Genomic DNA, 20,878 nt, shown 5'->3' with positions numbered 1-20,878 from the left:
GGCCGAACCGCCGGAGGCTACCCCCGTACCTCCGGCGCGTACGTCCCGAAGCTCCAGACGTTGCCCTCCAGGTCCCGGGCCATGTAGTCGCGCGAGCCGTAGTCCTGGTCCGTCGGAGGCATGAGGATCTCCGCACCGTGTTCCACGGCCCGCCGGTGATGGGCGTCGACGTCGGCCACGACGACGTAGACCCCCGTCGTGCCGGCGTTCTTCATCGCCTCGGCGAAGCGGCTGCCGGTGCCCTTCGAGCCGAGCATGATCGCGCCGTTGCCCTGGGCCAGCTCGGCGTGGGCCACCGAGCCGTCCTCGCCCTCGTACACGGCCAGTTCCTTGAAGCCGAAGGCCTGGGTGAGCTGCCGGACCGCCGCCTTGGCGTCCGCGTACAGCAGTGTCGGGTAGACGCTCGGGCGGCCGCCGTCCATGCCTGCCATGCCGATCACTCCTTTGTGAGCCGGTGTCGAAGGGCCGGATGCCGAGAAGACCCCCCGGAGCCCGGGGGATCCCGGAATCCGACCCTGGCGCCCAGCATCGCACCGCCCACTGACAACGCCCCGGACCCGCGCTTTCGAACACACGATTGCCGAACAGGGGACCGTGAAGACGGGAACCCGGGAAAAGTGCTTGCACGGCCCCGTTAGACTGGCTCCCATGGCCATTCTCCTCGCGCATTAGACGGCGGGAACGTCCTCCAGCCGCCCACCCCGCCACCCCACCCGCCCAGGAGTCTGACCGTGATCTCCGCCTCCGGCATCGAGCTGCGCGCCGGTGCCCGCGTCCTCATCGAAAGCGCCACCTTCCGCGTCGCCAAGGGCGACCGCATCGGCCTGGTCGGCCGCAATGGCGCGGGAAAGACCACCCTCACCAAGGTCCTGGCCGGCGAGGGCATGCCCGCGGGCGGCACCGTCACCCGCTCCGGCGAGGTCGGCTACCTGCCGCAGGACCCGCGCACCGGCGACCTCGACGTGCTCGCCCGCGACCGCATCCTCTCCGCGCGCGGCCTGGACGTCCTGATCCGCAAGATGCGCGACAACGAGCAGCGCATCGCCAACGGCCAGGGGTCCACCCGCGAGAAGGCGCTCAGGCAGTACGAGCGCCAGGAGACCGAGTTCCTCACCAAGGGCGGATACGCCGCCGAGGCCGAGGCCGCCACCATCGCCGCCGCGCTCAACCTGCCCGACCGGGTGCTCGGCCAGCCCCTGCACACGCTCTCCGGCGGTCAGCGCCGCCGTATCGAGCTGGCCCGGATCCTGTTCTCGGACGCCGACACCCTGCTGCTCGACGAGCCGACCAACCACCTCGACGCCGACTCGATCATCTGGTTGCGCGACTACCTCAAGACCTACCGCGGCGGATTCATCGTCATCTCCCACGACGTCGACCTGGTCGAGACGGTCGTGAACAAGGTGTTCTACCTGGACGCCAACCGCGCCCAGATCGACGTCTACAACATGGGCTGGAAGCTGTACCAGCAGCAGCGCGAGGCGGACGAGAAGCGCCGCAAGCGCGAGCGGCAGAACGCGGAGAAGAAGGCCTCCGCGCTGCACTCGCAGGCCGACAAGATGCGCGCCAAGGCCACCAAGACCGTCGCCGCGCAGAACATGGCCCGCCGGGCGGACAAGCTGCTGGCCGGCCTGGAGGCCGAGCGGAAGTCCGACAAGGTCGCCAAGCTGCGCTTCCCCGAGCCGTCCCCGTGCGGCAAGACCCCGCTGATGGCGGAGGGCCTGTCGAAGTCGTACGGCTCACTGGAGATCTTCACCGACGTCGACCTGGCCATCGACAAGGGCTCCCGCGTCGTCATCCTCGGCCTCAACGGCGCGGGCAAGACCACCCTGCTCCGCCTCCTCGGCGGCGCCGAGAAGCCCGACACCGGCCGGGTCATCGAGGGCCACGGCCTCAAGCTCGGCTACTACGCGCAGGAGCACGAGACCCTGGACCCGGAGCGCACGGTCCTGGAGAACATGCGCTCGGCCGCCCCCGACCTGGACCTGGTCGAGGTGCGCAAGACACTCGGCTCGTTCCTGTTCTCCGGTGACGACGTCGACAAGCCCGCCGGTGTCCTGTCCGGCGGCGAGAAGACCCGCCTCGCGCTGGCCACCCTCGTGGTGTCCTCGGCGAACGTGCTGCTGCTCGACGAGCCGACCAACAACCTCGACCCCGCCAGCCGGGAGGAGATCCTCGGCGCGCTGCGCACCTACAAGGGCGCGGTCGTTCTGGTCACCCACGACGAGGGCGCCGTCGAGGCGCTCCAGCCGGAGCGGATCATTCTGCTTCCGGACGGTGTCGAGGACCTGTGGGGCGCCGACTACGCGGATCTCGTCGCCCTTGCTTGATCGAACGAATGATCCACTGTGTATGGATCATTCGGCCGATCCGTGATCCCCCATCTGTGTGAGATCTCCTCATCAAGAGGTGTGTCCTACATCGATTTCGCGGCCGAGCCCTCCTTTGCGAAGGCTCGGCCGCGACACCTTTCTGACCTGGAACTTCTCGAAGGAACTCGTTCGGCCGTACGGACGCGATCCTCCGGAATGGCAGATTCCGTATGTGGGGACTCGCTCCTGTCGTCACAAGCTTGTCTCATCGACCTTGCCGAATGGGTGGCCATGAAGCCCTCAAGGGGTGATCATGAGGAGACCAGAGCGCACTTCCCATGAGGAGGCACGGGTGGCCGAGACTCTGAAGAAGGGCAGCCGGGTGACCGGCGCCGCGCGCGACAAGCTCGCGGCAGACCTGAAGAAGAAGTACGACGCCGGTGCGAGCATCCGGGCGTTGGCCGAGGAAACCGGCCGCTCGTATGGCTTCGTGCACCGCATGCTCAGTGAGTCGGGTGTCACGCTGCGAGGGCGTGGCGGGGCGACCCGGGGCAAAAAGGCCACATCGGCCTGACGCCCCGGGTGGCTTCTCGACTCCGAAGGTGAAGGTGGTCACCCGGCCGGTCGTCCAACCGTCCGGGTGGTTACTGTGCAGTCACTTAGCTTCGCCGTCGTACGGCGCAACAGCGTGCGCACGGCGGGGACGACGACCGCACCCCTCGGAGGCGCCCCATGGCTTCGCCCGCTCACGACCCTGGTCCCGCACTCGACAAGGACGGCGTGCGGCTCACCGTCGACGACGCGATCGCCACGGTGACGCTGACCAACCCGGCCAAGCGCAACGCCCAGAGCCCCGCTCTGTGGCGGGCGCTCACCGAGGCCGGCCGGCTGCTGCCGGGCTCCGCCCGGATCGTCGTCCTGCGGGCCGAGGGCAAGTCGTTCTCCGCCGGGCTCGACCGGCAGGCGTTCACGCCCGAGGGCTTCGACGGCGAACCGTCGTTCCTCGACCTCGCACGGGGCGGCGACGCCGAGCTGGACGCGACCATCGCCGAGTACCAGGAGGCGTTCACCTGGTGGCGACGCAGCGACATCCTGTCGATCGCCGCCGTGCAGGGACACGCCATCGGGGCGGGCTTCCAGCTGGCCCTCGCCTGTGACCTGCGGGTCGTCGCGGACGACGTGCAGTTCGCCATGCGCGAGACCAGCCTCGGCCTCGTCCCGGACCTGACCGGCACACACCCTCTGGTGTCCCTGGTCGGATACGCCCGCGCGCTGGAGATCTGCGCGACCGGGCGTTTCGTCATGGCCGAGGAGGCGGTGAGCACCGGGCTGGCCAACCTCGCCGTGCCCGCGGACCAGCTCGACGGCGCCGTACGGGACCTGGCCTCGGCGGTCCTGGCCGCGCCGCGCGACGCGGTCGTCGAGACCAAGGCGCTGCTCCAGGGCGCCCAGGGCCGGGACCACGAGGCCCAGCGGGCCGCCGAGCGGGCGGCGCAGGCGCGCCGGCTGCGCGACCTGGCCGGACTCGGGGAGTAACCCGGGCGCCGCGGCCGCAGACGCCTCAGCCGACCGCCGTCACCAGTACCGCCACGGACGGACGGTCGGCCAGGGCGCCCGAGACCGCCACGCGGACCTGCCGGGCCACCTCCACGGCCCGGTGGTCCGCGTCCACCGCCAGCTCCACCCGGACATGGCGGCGCGGCAGTGCCGACTCCAGCGACGACTCCGTGACGTCGACCGGGCGGCCCAGCACGTCCGTCAGCCGGGCCACGCCCACCACCGCCAGCGCGGCGTCGGCCGCGCGGCCCTCGTCCCCGTTCTTCCGGTCGACGGCCGGGGAAGGCCGCGGCCCGCCGCCGGTGGCCGCCTCCGGAGCCGTGCCCGTTTCCGAAGCCGTGCCCGACTCCGGGGCCGAGGCCGTCTCCAGCAGATCCGTCGCCCGTAGATCCACGTCCGTCACCGTCAGACCGAGCCGCCGCGTCGCCGTCGCCAGCGCCGCCCGCAGCCGGGCGGCCGTCGCCGGCAGCGGTTCCGCCAGCGTCGCCGCGAAGTCGGCCGTCACCCGCAGCGGGCCGGGCGGCAGGGCGCTCGGTGGCGGCGGCACGGCCGGCTCGTACGCCCCACCGGGATCGGCGAGCGCGATGCGCAGTTCCTTCGGACGTACGCCCGCCACCCCCCGGGCCGCGGCGAGCAGTACCTCACGCGCCGCCCGCTCGGCGATCCACGCGCCGTCACCCGGACCGCCCAGCGGCAGAAGTCTGCCGAGCCCCAACTGCTCCCGCACCGTCCGCGTCCACCGGTCCGCCGTCGTCATTCCCCCAGCCTGCCCCATCCCCGGCGCGCGACGGCGCAACCCGACTTACGGTGGTGGCAGGACGACCACCGGAAGGACGTACCGCGATGAGTGACATGACGGAGAGCCACCGGACCGGGCAGGACACGGCGGAGTCCGCCGGGACGGTCAGGGCGCAGACGGTACGGCGCGGCGGCGGCGACCCCGGGACCCGGGGACGTACCACCATCGCCGACGGCGTCGTGGAGAAGATCACCGGTATGGCCGCACGCGACGTCGTCGGTGTGCACGCCATGGGCAGCGGCATGGCACGCACCTTCGGCGCCGTGCGCGACCGGGTGCCCGGCGGCGCCAAGTCGGTGACGCGCGGGGTGAAGGCCGAGGTCGGCGAGAAGCAGACCGCGCTCGATCTGGAGATCGTCGTCGAGTACGGCGTGTCGATCGCCGACGTGGCCCGGGACGTACGGGAGAACGTGGTGTCCGCGGTGGAGCGCATGACCGGCCTCGAGGTCGTCGAGGTCAACATCGCGGTGAGCGACGTGAAGCTGCCCGACGAGGAGGACGAGGAGCCGGAGCCTCGGATCAAGTGACGCGAGCACGGACCGCGGGTACTGACCGCGCGTACTGAGTGACGGGAGCGCACCAATGAGCATGGCCGTGGTCGGCATGATCGCCGGCATGGCGCTGGGTTTCGCCGGGTACTTCGGCGGGTTCGGCGCCTTCCTGCTGGTCGCCGCGCTGGGAGCCGTCGGGTTCGTCGTCGGCCGGTTGCTGGAGGGGGACATGGACTTCGGTGACTTCTTCCGCACCCGCGACGACCGGCGGCGGTGACCGGCGTGAGCGGTGGGGCCGGGGAGCTCCTCGAACCCCGGACCGTCGTGCCGCCGGGCGAGCGAGGCGCCACCCGGATCGCCGACCGGGTCGTCGCCAAGGTCGCCGCCCGGGCGGCGCTCGAGGCGGTCGGCGCGCTCCACCCGGACGCCGCGCGCCCGTACGCCACCGTGGTCGTCCACCACGACACCGCCCACGTCCGGGTCCATCTCGAACTCGACTACCCCTGCGACGTCGGCGCCCGGTGCGGACAGGTGCGTCACCAAGTCGTCCACCGGGTGCGCGGACTGGTGGGCATGGCGGTGCCGGAGGTCGCCGTCCACGTGGAGCGGCTGCACCTGGCGGCGGAATACGACGCGAGACAGGGGAGGACGCGATGAGCGAGCCCCGGGACACCGAAGGCGGCACCGGGCGGCTGCCCGTCCTGGAGAAGGAGGCGGCCGGCGCCGGTCCCCCGCCACCCTCCGCGTCCGGCGCCGGGACCGGACCGGCCGGCCGCTTCTGGTCCGCGCGCCGCGTCCCCGCGGGCACCGTCGCGCTGCTGCTCCTGCTCCTCGCGGGCGCCTTCCTCTACGACGTCGTCGCCGTGCGCGCCGGCCGGTCCGCCCTCGGATGGCGCCGGGAGCTGGCCGGGCAGCTCGCCGAACGCCCCCTCGACGACACCTGGGTGCGGGTCGGCGCGGGCGTCGTCGCGGCCCTCGGGCTCTGGCTGCTCGCGCTGGCCCTGACTCCCGGCCTGCGGAAGCTGCTGCCGATGCGGCGCACCCACCCGGACGTACGCGCGGGACTCCACCGGAAGGCCGCCGCCACGGTGCTGCGCGACCGGGCCATGGAGGTCGCCGGGGTGCGGTCGGCGCGGGTGCGGATGCGCCGCAGGAAGGCCCGGGTGCGCGCGCTGGCGCACTTCCGGGAACCGGACGACGTACGAGCCGATCTGGACGTCGTGCTCGACGACGCGGTGCGCGGGCTGGGGCTGGCCCGGCCGCCCGCCGTGTCGGTGCGGGTGGCGCGGCCCGGACGGAAGGGGTGAGGGGGGTGCTCAGGACCGCCGACCGTGTGCTGCTGGGGCTCGTGGGCCTGGTCCTGCTCGTCCTCGGCGGCGCCGTGCTCGCCGTCGGGTTCGGCGCCTTTGCGCCCTCCTGGTGGCTGCACGACGGGCCGCACGACGTGCTCCTCGGCGACGCCGAGCGGACCCGGTGGCGGGACGCCGGCTGGTGGTGGCCGGTCGTCATCGCCGTACTCGCCGTCCTGCTGCTGCTCGCCCTGTGGTGGCTGGTCGCCGTGGTGCGCCGCCGCCGGCTCGCCGAGGTCCTCGTCGACACCGGCGACGGGGAGGGCGCGGTGCTGCGCGGCCGCGCCCTGGAGGGCGTCCTCGGCCAGGAGGCGGGCCGGGTGGACGGGGTCGAACGGGCCAAGGTCCGGCTCACCGGCCGCCGCACCACACCGGCGGCCCGTGTCCGGCTGCTGCTGGCCCCGCACGTAGACCCCGGCACCGCCCTGGACGACCTCACCACCCGCGCCCTGACCCACGCCCGCGACTCGGCGCGCCTCACGGCGCTCCCGGCGGAGGTCCGCCTCCACGGCGTGCGGCACCGGGCGGAGCGGGTCGGCTGACTCCGGGCGGCGAGGCCGCCGGGCTCCCGCCGCGGGTGGCCGAACAGCCGGGAGCCCGATCGCCGGACGTCGCCGGGTCGTCGGCGGGACGTCAGCGGCCGTCGGCCTGGGGCCTGCCTGACCATTCCCGCCTGCCTCGCGACGCCATGCACGCACTCTCGCCGCACCGGGCGCAGAGCCGAGTACATCCCGTACGAGGCTCTGCGCCCGGCACGCCGACAGGCCTAGAAGCCGTGCCGGACCCCGCCGTCCACCGGCAGCATCACGCCCGTCACGTACGACGCCGCGGGGGACAGCAGGAACGCCGCCGCCCGGCCGAACTCCTCCGGGGCACCGTAGCGGCGCAGCGGGATGCGGGACTCGGCCGCCGCCCTGGTCGCCTCCGGGTCGGCGGACATGCCGTCCAGCTCGCGCACGCGGTCGGTGTCGACGCGGCCCGGCAGCAGGCCGACGACACGGATGCCGCGCGGACCCAGCTCGTCGGCGAGGGACTTGGCGAAGCCGGCCAGCCCCGGCCGCAGGCCGTTGGAGATGGTCAGGCCCGGGATCGGCTCGTGCACCGAACCCGACAGCACGAAGCCGATCACGCCGCCGTCCACCAGCTCGGCCGCCGCCGCCCGGGCCAGCCGCACCGCGCCGAGGAACACCGACTCGAACGCCGCCTGCCACTGCTCGTCCGTGTTGTCGGCGACGAAGCCGGGCGGCGGCCCGCCCACACTGATCAGGACGCCGTCGAAGCGGCCGAAGCGCTCACGGGCCGTCGCGATCAGCCGGCCGGCGGCCTCGGGGTCGGCGTTGTCGGCGGCCACCCCGACGGCGTCCGGCCCCAGCGCGGCCGCCGCGTCGGCGACGCTCTTCTCGTTCCGTCCCGTGACGACCACCCTCGCCCCGTCGGCGACCAGCTCGCGCGCGGCGGCGTTGCCCAGGCCCCGGGTGGCTCCCGTGACGACGTACACCCGGTCCTTCAGTCCAAGATCCATGGCCCCTATCCTGCCCCCTCGTCCCCGAACAGGGCGAGGGCCGTGTTCACCAGTCCGATGTGGCTGAACGCCTGCGGGAAGTTGCCGAGCTGACGGCCGGCCGCCGGGTCGTACTCCTCGGCGAGCAGCCCCACGTCGTTGGCGAGCCCCGCCAGCCGCTCGAAGAGCTCCCTGGCCTCCTTCGTCCGGCCGGTCGCGTGCAGCGCGTCCGCGTACCAGAACGAGCACACCAGGAACGTCCCCTCGCTGCCCGGCAACCCGTCGACCGGGTCCCCTTCCGTGCTGTAGCGGCGCACCAGGCCGCCCCGGGTCAGCTCCTCGCCGATCGCGTCGACCGTGCCGACGACCCGCGGGTCGTCCGGTGGGAGGAATCCCACGCGCGGGATGAACAGCAGAGAGGCGTCCAGCTCCCGCGAACCGTAGGACTGGGTGAAGGTGTTGCGGTCCGGGTCGTAGCCCTTCTCGCACACCTCGCGGTGCACCTCCTCGCGCAGCGCGCGCCAGCCGTCCGGGTCACCGCCGCCCAGCTCGGGATGCTCCTCCAGCGTGTGCACCGCCCGGTCCAGGGCGACCCACGTCATCACCTTCGAGTGCACGAACTGCCGACGTCCGCCGCGCACCTCCCACAGCCCCTCGTCGGGCTGCCGCCACGCCGTTGTCAGGAAGTCCATCAGGGCGCACTGCAGCTCCCACATCTGCGGCTGGGGGTGCATGCCCGCCAGCCGGGCCAGCGACAGCGAGTCCATGACCTCGCCGTACACGTCCAGCTGGAGCTGGTTCACCGCGTCGTTGCCGACCCGCACCGGCGTCGACTCGTCGAAACCGGACAGCCACGGCAGCTCGAACTCGGGCAGCCGCCGTTCGCCGGCGAGGCCGTACATGATCTGCAGGTCCTCCGGACTGCCCGCGACCGCGCGCAGCAGCCAGTCGCGCCAGGCCTCGGCCTCCTCCAGGTACCCGGCCGCCAGCAGGGCGCCCAGGGTGAGGGTGGAGTCGCGCAGCCAGCAGAAGCGGTAGTCCCAGTTGCGCACGCCACCCGGTTCCTCGGGCAGTGAGGTGGTGGGAGCGGCCACGATGCCGCCGGTGGGCTTGTAGGTGAGCGCCTTCAGGGTGATCAGGGAGCGGACGACGGCGTCCCGACAGGGACCGTCGTAGCGGCAGTGGGCGGCCCAGGCCCGCCAGTCCTCGACGCTGTGCTCCAGCGCGACGTACGGATCGATCAGCGGCGGGCGCGGCTCGTGCGAGGGGTGCCAGGTGAGCACGAACGCGACCTTCTCGCCCGCGGCGATCGTGAACTCAGCGTGGGTCGCGAAGTCCCGGCCCCAGCTGCGCACCTCGGGTTCGCTGCGCAGCCACGCCGAGTCCGGTCCGGCGACGGCCACATGGTGCCCGTCGGCCCTGCGCATCCACGGGACGACCGAGCCGTAGTCGAAGCGCAACCGGAGCACGCTGTGCACGGTGACCTCACCGCTCAGACCTTCCACGACGCGCACGAGGTCCGGGGCGCGGTCGCGCTGGGGCATCAGGTCGGTGACCCGCACCGAGCCGTCCTCGGTCTCCCACTCGGTGTCCAGGACGAGGGTGTCGGGCCGGTAGGCACGCCGTGTGCAGCGCTCGGCGCCCTTGGGGGCGATGCGCCAGTGTCCGTTGTCCTCGTCGCCGAGGAGCTTGGCGAAGCAGGCGGCGGAGTCGAAGCGGGGCAGGCAGAGCCAGTCCACGGAACCGTCCGTGCCGACCAGGGCCGCGGTCTGCTGGTCGCCGATGAGCGCGTAGTCCTCGATGCGGGGGTGCACGGATTTCCGTCTTCCCGACCGGGGGCGGAACAATCGGATCCCCTTGCGCGGCCGACGCCCGTCCGGCCCCGTCCCGGCCGCACCACCGCGGGCCGCACCACTGCCGACCGCACCGCCGCGGGCTACACCGCCGCGGGCTCCGCCTCCGCGGTCTCCCCCTCGTCCTCCGTCACCCGGTCCCGCGCCTCGCGGCGGGCCAGGACGAACCACCCGATCGGGACGCCCGCGGAGAAGAGCCACCACTGGACGGCGTACGCCATGTGGTTGCCGATGCTGTCGTGGTCGGGGGCCGCGATCAGCTCGGGCGTGTCGCCCTGCGGCTTCGGGGAGGTCAGCTCGACGTAGCCGCCGAGGACCTGCTTGCCGAGCCGCTCGGCCTGCTGCTCGCTGTTGATCAGCATGACCTGGCGGTCCGGCAGGCCCTCGACGTTCTTGATGCCGCTGTCCTCGGTCGTCTGGTCGGGCATCAGCCGGCCGGTGACGGTGATCTCGCCCTTCGGGGGCGCCGGGATCTCAGGGAACGCGGTCTGGCTCGCGCCGTTCGACGGGATCCAGCCCCGGTTGACCATCAGGACCTTGCCGTCGTCGAGGACGAAGGGGGTCAGGACGTGGTAGCCGACCCTGTCGTCCGCGTTGGTGCGGCGGCGTACGACGACCTCGTCGGCCGGGTCGAAGCGGCCCTTCGCCGTCACCCGGCGGTAGAGGTCCTCGTCCTCCACCTCCGCTCCCGGCGAGGTCATGGACTCGGCAGGCACCGGCTCCGCCGCCAACGAGTCGGCGATCACCTTGTTCAGCGCGACCCTGTGCTCGTGGCGGTGCAGCTGCCAGAAGCCCAACTCGATCATCGTCGGGATGAGCGCGAGCGCCACGAGGGTGAGGATCACCCACTGGCGGGACAACAGGAAGCGGTACACCCCACGACGGTACCTTGCGGGGATCGGCTCCAGCGGGGGAGGGGTCCCGCTGGGGGCCGTATCCCCGCGTCGGCGGGGAGCACGTTCGACGTCGTTGCCGCGGCGGCGCGGTGGTCAACGGCGGCTTCGCCCGGTGGTCACGCGTGGCCTCAGACCTTGTCGACGATCCCCGCCCTTCCCTCGGCGCGGGCGCAGTGGGCGCCGCAGTACCAGTGGCCCTCGACCTCGACGCCCTGCCCGATGATCTGCACCCGGCAGTGCTCACAGATGGGGGCCATCCGGTGGATCGCGCAGGAGAAGCAGTCGAAGACGTGCACCGCTCCCTGGGCGTGGACCTCGAAGGTCATTCCGTAGTTGTTGCCGCAGACTTCGCATGTCGCCATGCGCCACAGGGTGAGCCGTCGCCGCGACGCGGGCGAGCGGGCGCCGGGCGAGTCGCCCGGAATCACCCGTCCGTACGGCTCACCGCGGCTCAGCCGTCCGCGGGCTCGACGTCCGCGAGCAGCTGTCCGAACGCCGCCTCGTCCACCACCGGAGTGCCGAACTGGCGGGCCTTGACCACCTTGGACGTGCCGGAGTCCGGGTCGTTGGTGACCAGCAGGCTGGTCAGCCGGGACAGGCTGGTGGCGACGTGCAGCCCGGCCTCGGCGGCGCGGTCCTCCAGCAGATCCCGTTCGACGGAGGTGTCCCCCGAGAAGGCGACCCGCATACCCTGTTTGAGGCGTTTGCCCTCTTCATACCGGCCCGGGTTGGGATAGGGGCATGCGGGCCTTTTGCGGGAGGGGCGCCAACTGCTCTGCCGGTGACCGCCGTAGCCCGCCTGCTGCCCGATCCGGGGCGCGGGCCGGTCCGTCCACTCGGTCAGCGGCCGGCACTCGTGCAGCGGCAGCCGTACGCCGCCCGCCGCCGCGGCGAGCAGGCTCGGCCGGAACGCCTCCGCCAGCACGCGCGCGTCGTCCAGCGCGTGGTGCGCCCGCTGCTGTACGACGCCGAAGTGCGCGGCCAGCGACTCCAGCTTGTGGTTGGGCAGCGGAAGCGACAGTGCCTTGGAGAGCGCGATGGTGCACAGCCGCTGACGCACCGGCGCCTCGCGCTTCGCGCGTGCGTACTCGCGGGCGATCATCTGCCAGTCGAAGACGGCGTTGTGCGCGACGAGCACGCGCCCGTCGAGCCGGGCCGCGAACTCCTCGGCGATGTCCGGGAAGCGAGGTGCTCCCCGGAGCACCTCGCTCGTCAGGCCGTGTATCCACACCGGGCCCGGGGCCCGCTCCGGATCGACCAGCGTGTACCAGTGGTCCTCGACCTCGCCGCGGGCGTCCAGCCGGTAGACGGCCGCGGAGATGATGCGGTCGTCGCGGGCCAGGCCGGTGGTCTCCACGTCAACGACCGCGTACCCCTGTGGATACGCGGCCGGCCACACCGTGGCGGACGACGCTGCGGTCGTGCGGTCTTCGAGCATGGTCCATGAGGATACGGGCCGCGACTGACAGCACGGTCCGCCAGGTGCCCCGTCGCGCCCGGCGGCCGGTCACCGCGTCAACTTCCGCAGGGCGACGGCCCGAACACCTGAGCCCGGGTTGACCGCACCGGGCGGGGCGGAATGTTGTCCGGTTTGCCCGTTCCCGGCCGACCCGTCGGGACGCGCCCGAGGCCACGCGCGCGTGGAGGTCGGATCGCCCCCGAACGAGCGAATCGACCCGTGGCACGCGACCCGGGATGCTCTCTGTCGGTCACGTCGCCTGCTCACCACCGGATCGGCACCGGAAGCGCCGTCAGCAGTCCGGAGACCGCGACCACCACCCCCAGGACGACCACCTCCGCGCGCGCGGGCGAGCAGGCGGCCAGCGGGTCGGCCGCGCGGCCCAGCCGGATCCTGGCCCACAGGGCGAGAGCGGCGACGGCGGCCACCAGGATCACCTTGGCGAGCAGGACCCGCCCGTACGCCGTGTCCGTCAGCTGGTCCAGGAGCGTGCCCGGAGGCATCCGGCGCAGCGAGCTGCACACCCCGGTCGCCGTGATGGCCGCGAGCAGAACGACCGCCACGCGCGCGTAGAGCCCCAGCAGGGCCGGGCCCGCCGCGGCGCCCCGCCACCGCCGCAGGATCCGCAGCGCGTACAGCAGCCCGCCCACCCACAGCGAAGCGCACGTCAGATGGACGAGGGTCAGACCGGAGCCGATCAGCGGGCTGTACTCGGTCGTGGGGTGCGCGCGCAGCGCCTCCGCGACGATCACGGCGGCCAACGGCCAGACCTGCAGTCCCGGCCGGCGCGAGGTGGCGCACAGGCCGGCCGCGAGGAACGCGTTGACCTCCAGCAGCGCGAGCTTGCCGTCACGGGTCTCGTAGAGGCCGCCGACGTCGATCGCGGCGAGACCGTCCGGGACCAGATTGCCCGTGGCGACGACCGACGCCAGACCCAGTGAGGCGAGGAACCCGGCGACGGCCGCGTACGGTGACCAGCTGCGGGGCCGGTCCCCCGGAGCGTCGGGGAGCGTCCGGGCGAGCCGGTTCACGAAGAGCTCGCCGACCGGGACGCTCAGCGCCGCGAAGAGCACCGTGCGCAGCAGGGCGATGCCGCCGGTGCCGGGTGCCTTCGCCTCCCCGGTGCCCTGCAGCGCGGGGGACGGGCCGAGGACGGGTATCAGCGCGGCCAGCACCACCAGCACCAGGACGGCCACGGTTCGGCCGGTACCGGAGGGCCGCGCGTGCCGTCCGGTGTCGGCGGTCCGGGACAGGCGTCTTGTCAAGGTCACCCGGAGATCTTCACCAGCTCCTCCAGATCCGGGCAAGTTCCGGAAAACAACTGGCGGTCCGGCATTCCGTACATGGGGACATGACCCCACCTCCAAGAGGGCGCCGATGGTGCGCGCCCTCTATGACCCGGGGGATCGATCGACCCGGCCTCCCACGCGGGGGTCGACCGGTGTGAGAACTCCGAGCCGGTCCTCGATCGCCTGGGCCGCGCCCAGGCAGAGGTCCTCCCGGAACGCGCGCCCGACGATCTGCACACCGCAGGGGAGTCCGTCGACCATCCCGGTCGGTACGGCCACACCGGGTACGCCCACGAAGCTGGTCACGGTGCACAGCCGCATTCCCGAGCCGACCCGGTCCCTCCCGGATCCGTCACGCGACTCCAGCCCCGGCTCGACCGGTGGCTCCGTGAAGACCGGGCCGAGCAAGAGCGGGTATGCGTCCAGGAATTCGGCCCATGAGCGGCGGATGTTCATCCAGGTGCCCATCAACTTCATGAACTCGTCCGCGCTTGCGGGCGGGGTCTGCTCCATCATCATCTCGATGTAGCGGTCCCCGCCTCTGCCGAGCAGTTTGCGCACCACCGGCCAGGTCGGGGCGAACTCGGTCACGGTGATCCGGCCGTAGGCCGCGAGGGCCTCGTCCATCCGCGGCACGTCCTCCACCTCGCGCGCGTCGTACCCGGCGTCACGCAGGGCGTCGGCCGCGGTGACGATGGCTCCGCGAACCGTGGGGTGGACGCCGTGCCCGCCGGGGTCCACCACGACCGCGACCTTCACGCGTCCGGGGAGCCTTTCCCCGTAGACGGGCACCGGCACGGCGCGTGGGTCTCGCGGATCGGTCCCGGCCAGCACTTCGTAAGCAAGCCGGAGATCGCCCACGCTCCGGGCCAGCGGGCCGTCGGTGACCAGCATCTGGGACGCCGGGCCGGGATCGTCCGGGCCGAGAACGCGGTGGTCGGCGGGGAACCGGCCCGTGGACGGCTTGAGCCCGGCCACACCGCAGAATTGGGCCGGGATGCGCACCGACCCGCCGGAGTCGTTGCCGAGCCCGAGCGCCGCCATGCCCGTGGCGACGGCCACCGCGTCGCCCCCGCTGGAGCCGCCCGGGGTCCTGCTGCTGTCCCACGGATTGACCGTGTCGCCGAACAGCTCGCTGCGCGTGTGCATCCCCGCCAGGATCATGGTGGGGATGTTGCTGTGCCCGATGGGGATGGCCCCGGCCGCGCGCAGCCGTGCCACCGGGGGTGCGTCGGCCGATGCCACCAGATCGCGGAACCGCTCCGTGCCGAACGTGGTCGGCACGCCTTCGACGGCGGTGCTCTCCTTCACGGTGAAGGGCACGCCCGCGAGTGATCCCAGCGTTTCCCCGGCTGCCCGCCGACGGTCCGTCCGCGCCGCGGCCTCACGTGCGCGGTCCGCCAGGAGCTGCGTGACCGCGTTCATCCGAGGGTTGATCTCGGCGATCCGATCCAGGTGACTGTCGACCAGTTCGACAGCCGAGACCCGTGCGCTGCGCACGGCCTCCGCCTGCGCGGCGGCCGGCATCTTCCACAGGGCGTCCTGCATGGCTCTTCCTCCCCGTCCACGTTTCGATGCGCTTGCATCGGAAACGACCGTACCCTGGAACCGATACGTGCGCATCGCATAAAGTGCCGGGAGACCAGAGCGCTGCGAAACAAGGAGGCGACCGGGCGTGCCCAGGCAGGTGGATCACGTGGGCCGACGCCGCCTCATCGCCGAGGCCGTCTGTCACCTTGCCGACGAACGCGGGCTGGAGGGGGTGACCCTCCGCGACGTCGCGGCCCGCGCGCAGGTGTCGATGGGCGCCGTGCAGCGGTGCTTTCGCACCAAGGAAGGGATGCTCGTGTTCGCTCTCGAGCACATCAGTGAGCGGATCATGGAGCGCGTACAAGCCCGCCTCGTCAGGAGCCCGGCCCAGTCGGCCGGTACCGCCCTGGGGCACGCGGCCACCGAGATCTCGTTGCTCCAGGAGGAGCACCGCGCCGAGGCCAGGGTCTGGCTCGCCTTCGTCGCGCAGGCGACTGTCAGCAAGGTGCTCGCAAGGACGCTGAAGGCGAACTACGCACTCCTGCAGGAGACGTTCACCCGCCTCATCTCGGAAGCGGGCGAGGGCGTCGGCCGCGCCGTGCCCCTCGATGCACAACGCGAGGCCCGTACCCTCCTCGCCCTCGCGGACGGCCTCACCTCGCACGTCCTCATCGGCCACCTCACCTCGCACGAGGCACACGACGTCCTCCACGCACACCTGGCCGGCCTCTGGGAGCAACCGGCCCGGCCTCCTCACACCACCTTGAGCCCCCGTGCAGAGCGGGCCGGGTGAGGCGAAGAAGTGACAGGCGTATCGGGCTGCCCGTGTTCGGCGTCGGTCATCGCCCAGGGCGGCCCGGCCCGGCAGCGGCGCCCGGCGAGGTCCAGGTCCTGGTCCTGGTCCTCAGTGCTGCATTCCGGTGCCCCGACGGCTCCTCGATCCCCGAGGCGATGAGCGGCACGTCACGTCCACCGTGCCGCGTCCGCGCCCCAGGGACCCGGTGGCCGGACCCAGTCGGCCGGGCCGCCCGTGAAGGAGACCGGCGGCAGGGCGTACCGCAGCCGTCCCAGCCTGCTGTCCCGCTCGGCGAGCCAGGGCTCCGGCCCCGCGTACGCCGTATCACCGGCGTCGTCGGCGGCGCCGGCCTCGTCCGGCCGGAGCCCGGTCGTCAGCCAGGCCGCGGTCCGTGCCAGCGCCAACCGGACGTACCGGCTGCCGCCCTCGTACGACTGCTCGGTCAGCGCCCGCAGCACCCCGGCCGCCAGCAGATAGCCGGTGCCGTGGTCGAGGGCCTGCGCGGGCAGCGCGCCCGGCCGCCCGGCCGTCCCCTCGAGGACGGCGATCCCGGTGGCCACCTGCACCAGGCTGTCGAAGCCGCGCCGCCCGGCCCACGGCCCTTGGGCACCCCACGCCGACAGCTGCGCCACGACCAGCCCCGGCCGGCGTCCGGCGAGCGCCTCGGGGGACAGCCCGAACCGGTCCAGCGCGCCCGGCCGGTACCCGGTGACGACGACGTCGGCCGCGCCGAGCAGCGCCTCGAACGTCTCCCTGTCGGCCGTCAGGTCCAGCGTCGCGGACCGCTTCCCGAAGCCCGTGTCGGCCTGCTGGTCGGCGAGTTCGGGCAGCCCCGGCGGATCCACGCGCAGCACGTCCGCGCCCAGCAGGGCGAGCGTGCGGGTGGCGACCGGGCCCGCGATGACCCGGGTCAGGTCCAGGACGCGCACCCCGCCCATGGGCGGCAGGGGAGACGCGGAGGACGAGGAGACCGACGGGAACACGCGCGCGGGGGACGCGTCCAGCCGCCCGCGCTCCACCAACGGGAGCCGGGCCACCGCGCCGCCCTGCGCGGACGCCGCCCACTGCTCGGGCGTCCGTAGCGCCACGGCCAGTCCGCCGGCCGCGTACACGGTCTCCTCGACCTCCGGAGCGGACCGCTCGGCGAGTACCGACTCCACCGCGGCCACGTCCTGAGGCACCTTCAGCGCGCCCAGCAGCTGTTCCCGGTGGTGCGGGTAGTTCGCGTGCGTCCGCACCCATCCGTCGGCCGTCCGCCACAGCCGCGACAGCGGCGCGAACGACACCGGCTCCCGCCCGTCGACCCGCAGGTGCCGTTCACTGGTGAAGGCCGCGGCGACCGCCCCGTCGTCCACCCGCACCCCGGGCACCTCCGCGAGCCCGGCCCGCCGTGCCCCCAGCTCGGCCGCGGCCAGCGCACACGCGGCGACGCAGGCACGCGCCGACTCCCGTACCGGAAGCCGCGCGTCGAGTGCCCCGGAACGTGAGACCACCGACACCCGGAAAACCAGCGAGGGGTCACCCCCCAGCGCGGACCACACGTCCTCGATGCCTTCCATGGGAGGCACTATGCGCCATCGGCCGGATCAGCGCGGCATGACGAAGATCACGACATACCCGCGCCTGTCCCGCGCCCGTCCCGTGCCCGTACGCGTGAAGCGGGCCGGTCGACCGCCCCGGCCCGCTTCACGCGCGCGTGGTGTTCATCAGGCACCAGTCACCAGGGCACCGGTCACCGGGACACCGCGTCCAGCGCGTCGACCATGCCCCAGCCGTAGAAGCCGTTGCGGTTCTTCGAACCCTCGCACACCGCGTCGACCTTGCCGTCGCCGTCGATGTCGTACGGCTTGGTGCACGGCGTGGCGTCGGCCTGGGCGTACAGCAGGGCCTTGACCATGGCGGGGGAGGCGTGCGGGTGCGTCGACTTGATCAGGGCCGCGACACCCGCGGCGTGCGGCGACGCCATCGACGTACCGGCCATGTAGCCCCACTTGCCGCCGGGCAGCGTGCCCAGGATCAGCCCGCTGGTGGCCGGCGGCGCCGGCGTCTGGTAGGCCGTCGAGTCGCCGCCGGGCGCGGCGATGTCGATGACGCCCAGACCGTGGTTGGAGAAGGACGACTTGAGGCCCTTCGCGCCGGTGGACGCGACCGTGACGACACCCGGCAGCTGGGTCGGTATGTCGTAGCACTCGGACGGGTCGATCACCCGGTCCGAGGGCGTGGAGTCGTTCGGGGAGACCGGATCGGTGATCTCGTCGGCCGCGAGGTCGTAGTTCTCGTTGCCGGCCGCGGCGACGTTGACCGCGCCCTTCTTCTCCGCGTACCGCGAGGCCCGGGAGACGGCCTCGACGAGCGCCTTCTGGTCCGGGTCGTTCTTGCAGTTGAAGTACCAGGGGTCGGTGTAGTAGCTGTTGTTGGTCACGTCGACGCCGTGCTCGGCCGCCCACATGAAGCCGCAGACCACGGCCTCGGTGTAGAAGAAGCCGTCGGGGTTGGACACCTTGATGCCCGCGACCTTGACCCCCGGCGCCACGCCGGTCATGCCGACACCGTTCTTGGCGGCGGCGATCTCCCCGGCCACGTGGGTGCCGTGCGGGCTCTCCGCCGCGCTCGGCCGCCAGGCGCCGTCGGTGGTGTCCGGCTTGCCCGCCACGCAGTTGACCGACGCCTGCCGGTCGAAGTTCGGCGCGATGTCCGGGTGCGTGTCGTCGACGCCGGTGTCGATCACCGCGACGGTCACCTTGCTGCTGCCCAGCGACTTCTCGTGCGCCTTGTCTGCCTTGATGGCGGGCAGGTCCCACTGGAGGGACTCCAGCGGGTCCTGTCCCTCGGCGGCCTCGGCGGCGGCGAGTTCCCGGCCGCTGAGCACCTGCGGCGCGCCCGTGTCGGTCGTCGCGGCCGAGGGCAGCGGCGCGGTACGGGTGGCACCGGCCGACTGCACGCCGCGCACCGTGCGCACGGTCTTGGCGAAGTCGGGGTTCGACGAGTGGACGACGATCACGCCGATCCGGTCGTACGACGTCACGATCGTGCCGCCGGCCTTGGCTATCGCCCGCTTCACCTGCGCCGGGACGCCGTGTCCGGAACGGACGTTGACGACGTAGCTGAGCGAGGACGCGTCGGCCGTGGCCGTGGCCGGGAGAGCCGGCTCGGCGGCGGAGGCCGGGACGCCCGGCAGGAACGCCAGGGACGCGGCCACGGCCATGCCGGCCGGGATCGCGAGGGCGCGGCGGTGACGCGGGTGGGACGCTGTCATGTGCGATGTCTCCAGTGGGTTCGAGAGGGGACCGAAGAAGCCGTCTGCGCCGGTCACTTCACCGCGCGCAGCGCGTTGACGATGCCGAAGCCGTAGAAGCCGTTGACGCGCTTGCCGCCCTCGCACGTCGCGTCCTGCGCGCCGTCGCCGTCCTGGTCGTAGGAGGCCGGGCAGCCCGGGTTGTCCGCCTGGGCCTTCAGCAGCGCCTGCAGCGTGGCGGGAGAGGCGTGCCGGTACTTCGACTTGAGCAGCGCGGCGACACCGGCGGCGTGCGGCGAGGCCATGGACGTGCCCTGGAGGTAGGCGTACTCGTTGTTCGGCATCGTCGACAGGATGCGGCCGTCCTTCGACGGCGTGTCCGGGATCTGGTAGCGCCGGTCGCCGCCCGGTGCCGCGATGTCGACGACACCCCGGCCGTACGAGGAGTAGTACGACTTCTCCTTGTCCACGCCCGTCGCGCTGACGGTGACGATGCCCGGCAGTTGGGTCGGCACGTCGAAGCACTCGTGCGGGTCGATGGTCCGCGTCACCGGTGTGGAGTCGTCGGGGCTGGAGTCGTCGACGATCGCGTCGGAGTCCAGGTCGTGGTTGGAGTTGCCCGCGGAGGCGAGGTGCAGGGTGCCCTTGCGCTGGGCGTACAACTGGGCCCGGTTGACCGCGTCGACGATCGCGCGCTGGTCGGGGTCGTCCATGCAGTTGTACAGCCACGGGTCCACGTAGTAGCTGTTGTTCGTGATCTCCACGCCGTGGTCGGCGGCGAACACGAACGCGCACACGACGTTCTCGGGGTAGAAGAGCCCGTTGTCCGGGTCGCTGACCTTGATGCTCGACACCTTCACGCCCGGCGCGACACCGGCGACGCCGATGCCGTTGCGGGCGGCGGCTATCTCGCCGGCCACATGGGTGCCGTGGTAGTCCTCGGCGGTGTACGGCCGCCAGGCGCCCTCGCTGGTGTCCGCCTTGCCGCCGACGCAGTTGGCGGACTGGGATGCGGAGAAGTTCGGGGCGAGGTCGGGGTGGGTGTCGTCGACGCCGGTGTCGATGACGGCGACGGTGACCTCGGAGCTGCCGGGGTTGATCTTGGCGGCCTTGTCGGCGCCTATCGCGCGCAGGTCCCACTGGTCCGCCTCCAGCGGCTCGCCGGCCCCCGTGGCCGCGGAGGCCTTCGCGGTCCTCGCGGCCTGCTCGGCGGAGAGCGGCTCGGCGGCGCCCTCGTCCGTCGTCCCCGCGGCGGTCAGCGGCGCGGTGCGGGTCGCGCCCGCCGACTGCACTCCGGGGACCTTGCGTATCTCCGGGCCGAAGCCCGCATCGGCCGAGTGGACGACGAGCACGCCGATCTTCTCGTACGCGGCCACCACCTCGCCGCCGGCCTCGGCTATCGCCCGCTTCACCGACGCGATCGTGCGTCGGTCCGTCCTCGTGTTGACGACGTACGCCAGGCCGGGCGCGTCCGCGGCGTCGGCCTGCGCGGCCTCTGCAGCGGATTGCGCGCGTGGAGCGGCCGAGGCGGCGGCCGGCAGGAAGCCCAGCGACGCGGTCAGCGAGAGCACGACCGGTACGGCGAGGGCGAGCCGCCGTCTGGAACGCAGATGAACCATGGGGTCTCCACATCATCCGGAAACGAGACCGGCCCGAGGCACAGGTGCTGCTCGGGCAGGTACATGACGCAGTGGTGCAGGGCGAAGCTATCTCCCGAAGTCACTGGCCAGCAATGACCCGCCGCGAGTGACTTCGGAAAGTGCCCCCGGGGTTGAACCGGTCCCCCCGAGGCGCCGTGTCGTTGGACAGGG

Annotated in this window: 21 protein-coding genes; 9 read left to right on the top strand and 12 right to left on the bottom strand. The window is 72.6% G+C overall.

The window, feature by feature from the left end; genetic code table 11:
• Window positions 1-17: 17 nt before the first annotated feature.
• Window positions 18-431, bottom strand: coding sequence for a VOC family protein (locus RM812_RS10380; protein WP_311572146.1), 414 nt, complete (start codon window positions 429-431; stop codon window positions 18-20).
• Between the two features lie 300 nt (window positions 432-731).
• On the opposite strand from RM812_RS10380, the gene RM812_RS10375 reads away from it, so the two are divergent.
• The 3 genes from RM812_RS10375 (at window position 732) to RM812_RS10365 (ending at window position 3,848) form a co-directional block, all read left to right on the top strand.
• On the top strand, window positions 732-2,330 hold the full coding sequence (locus RM812_RS10375; RefSeq protein WP_311572145.1) for an ABC-F family ATP-binding cassette domain-containing protein: 1,599 nt from the start codon (window positions 732-734) through the stop codon (window positions 2,328-2,330).
• Between the two features lie 334 nt (window positions 2,331-2,664).
• On the top strand, window positions 2,665-2,886 hold the full coding sequence (locus RM812_RS10370; protein ID WP_003976983.1) for a helix-turn-helix domain-containing protein: 222 nt from the start codon (window positions 2,665-2,667) through the stop codon (window positions 2,884-2,886).
• Between the two features lie 158 nt (window positions 2,887-3,044).
• Window positions 3,045-3,848 carry an enoyl-CoA hydratase/isomerase family protein gene (locus RM812_RS10365; RefSeq protein ID WP_311572144.1) on the top strand — a complete coding sequence of 268 codons (804 nt, stop codon included), beginning with the start codon at window positions 3,045-3,047 and terminating at the stop codon, window positions 3,846-3,848.
• 25 nt (window positions 3,849-3,873) lie between these two features.
• Here the strand turns inward: RM812_RS10365 and RM812_RS10360 are convergent, their stop codons facing one another.
• A complete protein-coding gene (locus tag RM812_RS10360; protein WP_311572143.1) occupies window positions 3,874-4,626 on the bottom strand; it encodes a nucleopolyhedrovirus P10 family protein in 753 nt (250 codons plus the stop codon).
• An 86-nt stretch (window positions 4,627-4,712) separates the two neighbouring features.
• Between RM812_RS10360 and RM812_RS10355 the strand changes: the two genes are divergently transcribed.
• Genes RM812_RS10355 through amaP form a run of 5 tightly spaced genes read left to right on the top strand, consistent with a single transcriptional unit; the run spans window position 4,713 to window position 7,050 of the window.
• Window positions 4,713-5,195, top strand: coding sequence for an Asp23/Gls24 family envelope stress response protein (locus tag RM812_RS10355; RefSeq protein ID WP_311572142.1), 483 nt, complete (start codon window positions 4,713-4,715; stop codon window positions 5,193-5,195).
• 55 nt (window positions 5,196-5,250) lie between these two features.
• Complete coding sequence (locus RM812_RS10350; protein ID WP_311572141.1) at window positions 5,251-5,436, top strand: hypothetical protein; 186 nt, start codon at window positions 5,251-5,253, stop codon at window positions 5,434-5,436.
• Entirely contained in the window at window positions 5,433-5,816 is a 384-nt protein-coding gene (locus RM812_RS10345) for a hypothetical protein (RefSeq protein WP_311572140.1), read from the top strand. The genes RM812_RS10350 and RM812_RS10345 overlap by 4 nt, the downstream gene beginning before the upstream one ends.
• On the top strand, window positions 5,813-6,466 hold the full coding sequence (locus RM812_RS10340) for a DUF6286 domain-containing protein (RefSeq protein WP_311572139.1): 654 nt from the start codon (window positions 5,813-5,815) through the stop codon (window positions 6,464-6,466). The genes RM812_RS10345 and RM812_RS10340 overlap by 4 nt, the downstream gene beginning before the upstream one ends.
• Window positions 6,463-7,050: an alkaline shock response membrane anchor protein AmaP gene (amaP, locus tag RM812_RS10335; RefSeq protein ID WP_311572138.1), complete on the top strand. Its 588-nt coding sequence runs from the start codon at window positions 6,463-6,465 to the stop codon at window positions 7,048-7,050. The genes RM812_RS10340 and amaP overlap by 4 nt, the downstream gene beginning before the upstream one ends.
• Window positions 7,051-7,274: 224 nt before the next feature.
• Here the strand turns inward: amaP and RM812_RS10330 are convergent, their stop codons facing one another.
• The 7 genes from RM812_RS10330 to RM812_RS10300 all read right to left on the bottom strand — a co-directional run bounded on the left by RM812_RS10330 (window position 7,275) and on the right by RM812_RS10300 (window position 15,054).
• The gene (locus tag RM812_RS10330) at window positions 7,275-8,030 is read right to left on the bottom strand and encodes an SDR family oxidoreductase (protein ID WP_311572137.1); all 756 of its coding nucleotides are present in this window, start codon (window positions 8,028-8,030) and stop codon (window positions 7,275-7,277) included.
• A gap of 5 nt (window positions 8,031-8,035) precedes the next feature.
• Entirely contained in the window at window positions 8,036-9,823 is a 1,788-nt protein-coding gene (locus tag RM812_RS10325) for a glycoside hydrolase family 15 protein (RefSeq protein ID WP_311572136.1), read from the bottom strand.
• A gap of 122 nt (window positions 9,824-9,945) precedes the next feature.
• On the bottom strand, window positions 9,946-10,737 hold the full coding sequence (locus RM812_RS10320) for an SURF1 family cytochrome oxidase biogenesis protein (protein WP_311572135.1): 792 nt from the start codon (window positions 10,735-10,737) through the stop codon (window positions 9,946-9,948).
• A gap of 149 nt (window positions 10,738-10,886) precedes the next feature.
• The gene (locus RM812_RS10315; protein ID WP_071528763.1) at window positions 10,887-11,120 is read right to left on the bottom strand and encodes a hypothetical protein; all 234 of its coding nucleotides are present in this window, start codon (window positions 11,118-11,120) and stop codon (window positions 10,887-10,889) included.
• Between the two features lie 89 nt (window positions 11,121-11,209).
• Window positions 11,210-12,196: a DEDDh family exonuclease gene (locus tag RM812_RS10310; RefSeq protein WP_311572134.1), complete on the bottom strand. Its 987-nt coding sequence runs from the start codon at window positions 12,194-12,196 to the stop codon at window positions 11,210-11,212.
• A 284-nt stretch (window positions 12,197-12,480) separates the two neighbouring features.
• The gene (locus tag RM812_RS10305; protein WP_394816438.1) at window positions 12,481-13,488 is read right to left on the bottom strand and encodes a CopD family protein; all 1,008 of its coding nucleotides are present in this window, start codon (window positions 13,486-13,488) and stop codon (window positions 12,481-12,483) included.
• 120 nt (window positions 13,489-13,608) lie between these two features.
• Window positions 13,609-15,054 carry an amidase gene (locus RM812_RS10300; RefSeq protein ID WP_311572133.1) on the bottom strand — a complete coding sequence of 482 codons (1,446 nt, stop codon included), beginning with the start codon at window positions 15,052-15,054 and terminating at the stop codon, window positions 13,609-13,611.
• Window positions 15,055-15,181: 127 nt separating this feature from the next.
• Here RM812_RS10300 and RM812_RS10295 point away from each other — a divergent pair, with 127 nt between their 5' ends.
• Complete coding sequence (locus tag RM812_RS10295; protein WP_311572132.1) at window positions 15,182-15,829, top strand: TetR/AcrR family transcriptional regulator; 648 nt, start codon at window positions 15,182-15,184, stop codon at window positions 15,827-15,829.
• 170 nt (window positions 15,830-15,999) lie between these two features.
• Here RM812_RS10295 and RM812_RS10290 read toward each other — a convergent pair whose 3' ends face one another.
• The 3 genes from RM812_RS10290 to RM812_RS10280 form a co-directional block, all read right to left on the bottom strand.
• Window positions 16,000-17,391 (bottom strand): CoA transferase, encoded by a 1,392-nt coding sequence (locus RM812_RS10290; protein WP_311572131.1) that lies wholly within the window; start codon window positions 17,389-17,391, stop codon window positions 16,000-16,002.
• Window positions 17,392-17,564: 173 nt separating this feature from the next.
• Window positions 17,565-19,088, bottom strand: a complete 1,524-nt coding sequence (locus RM812_RS10285; RefSeq protein ID WP_311572130.1) for a S8 family peptidase — start codon at window positions 19,086-19,088, stop codon at window positions 17,565-17,567.
• A gap of 53 nt (window positions 19,089-19,141) precedes the next feature.
• Window positions 19,142-20,686, bottom strand: coding sequence for a S8 family peptidase (locus tag RM812_RS10280; protein WP_311572129.1), 1,545 nt, complete (start codon window positions 20,684-20,686; stop codon window positions 19,142-19,144).
• Window positions 20,687-20,878 lie beyond the last annotated feature (192 nt).

The organism is Streptomyces lancefieldiae (assembly GCF_031845825.1).
GTDB classification, from domain to species: domain Bacteria; phylum Actinomycetota; class Actinomycetes; order Streptomycetales; family Streptomycetaceae; genus Streptomyces; species Streptomyces lancefieldiae.
This window is presented reverse-complemented; position numbering and strand designations above follow the sequence as displayed.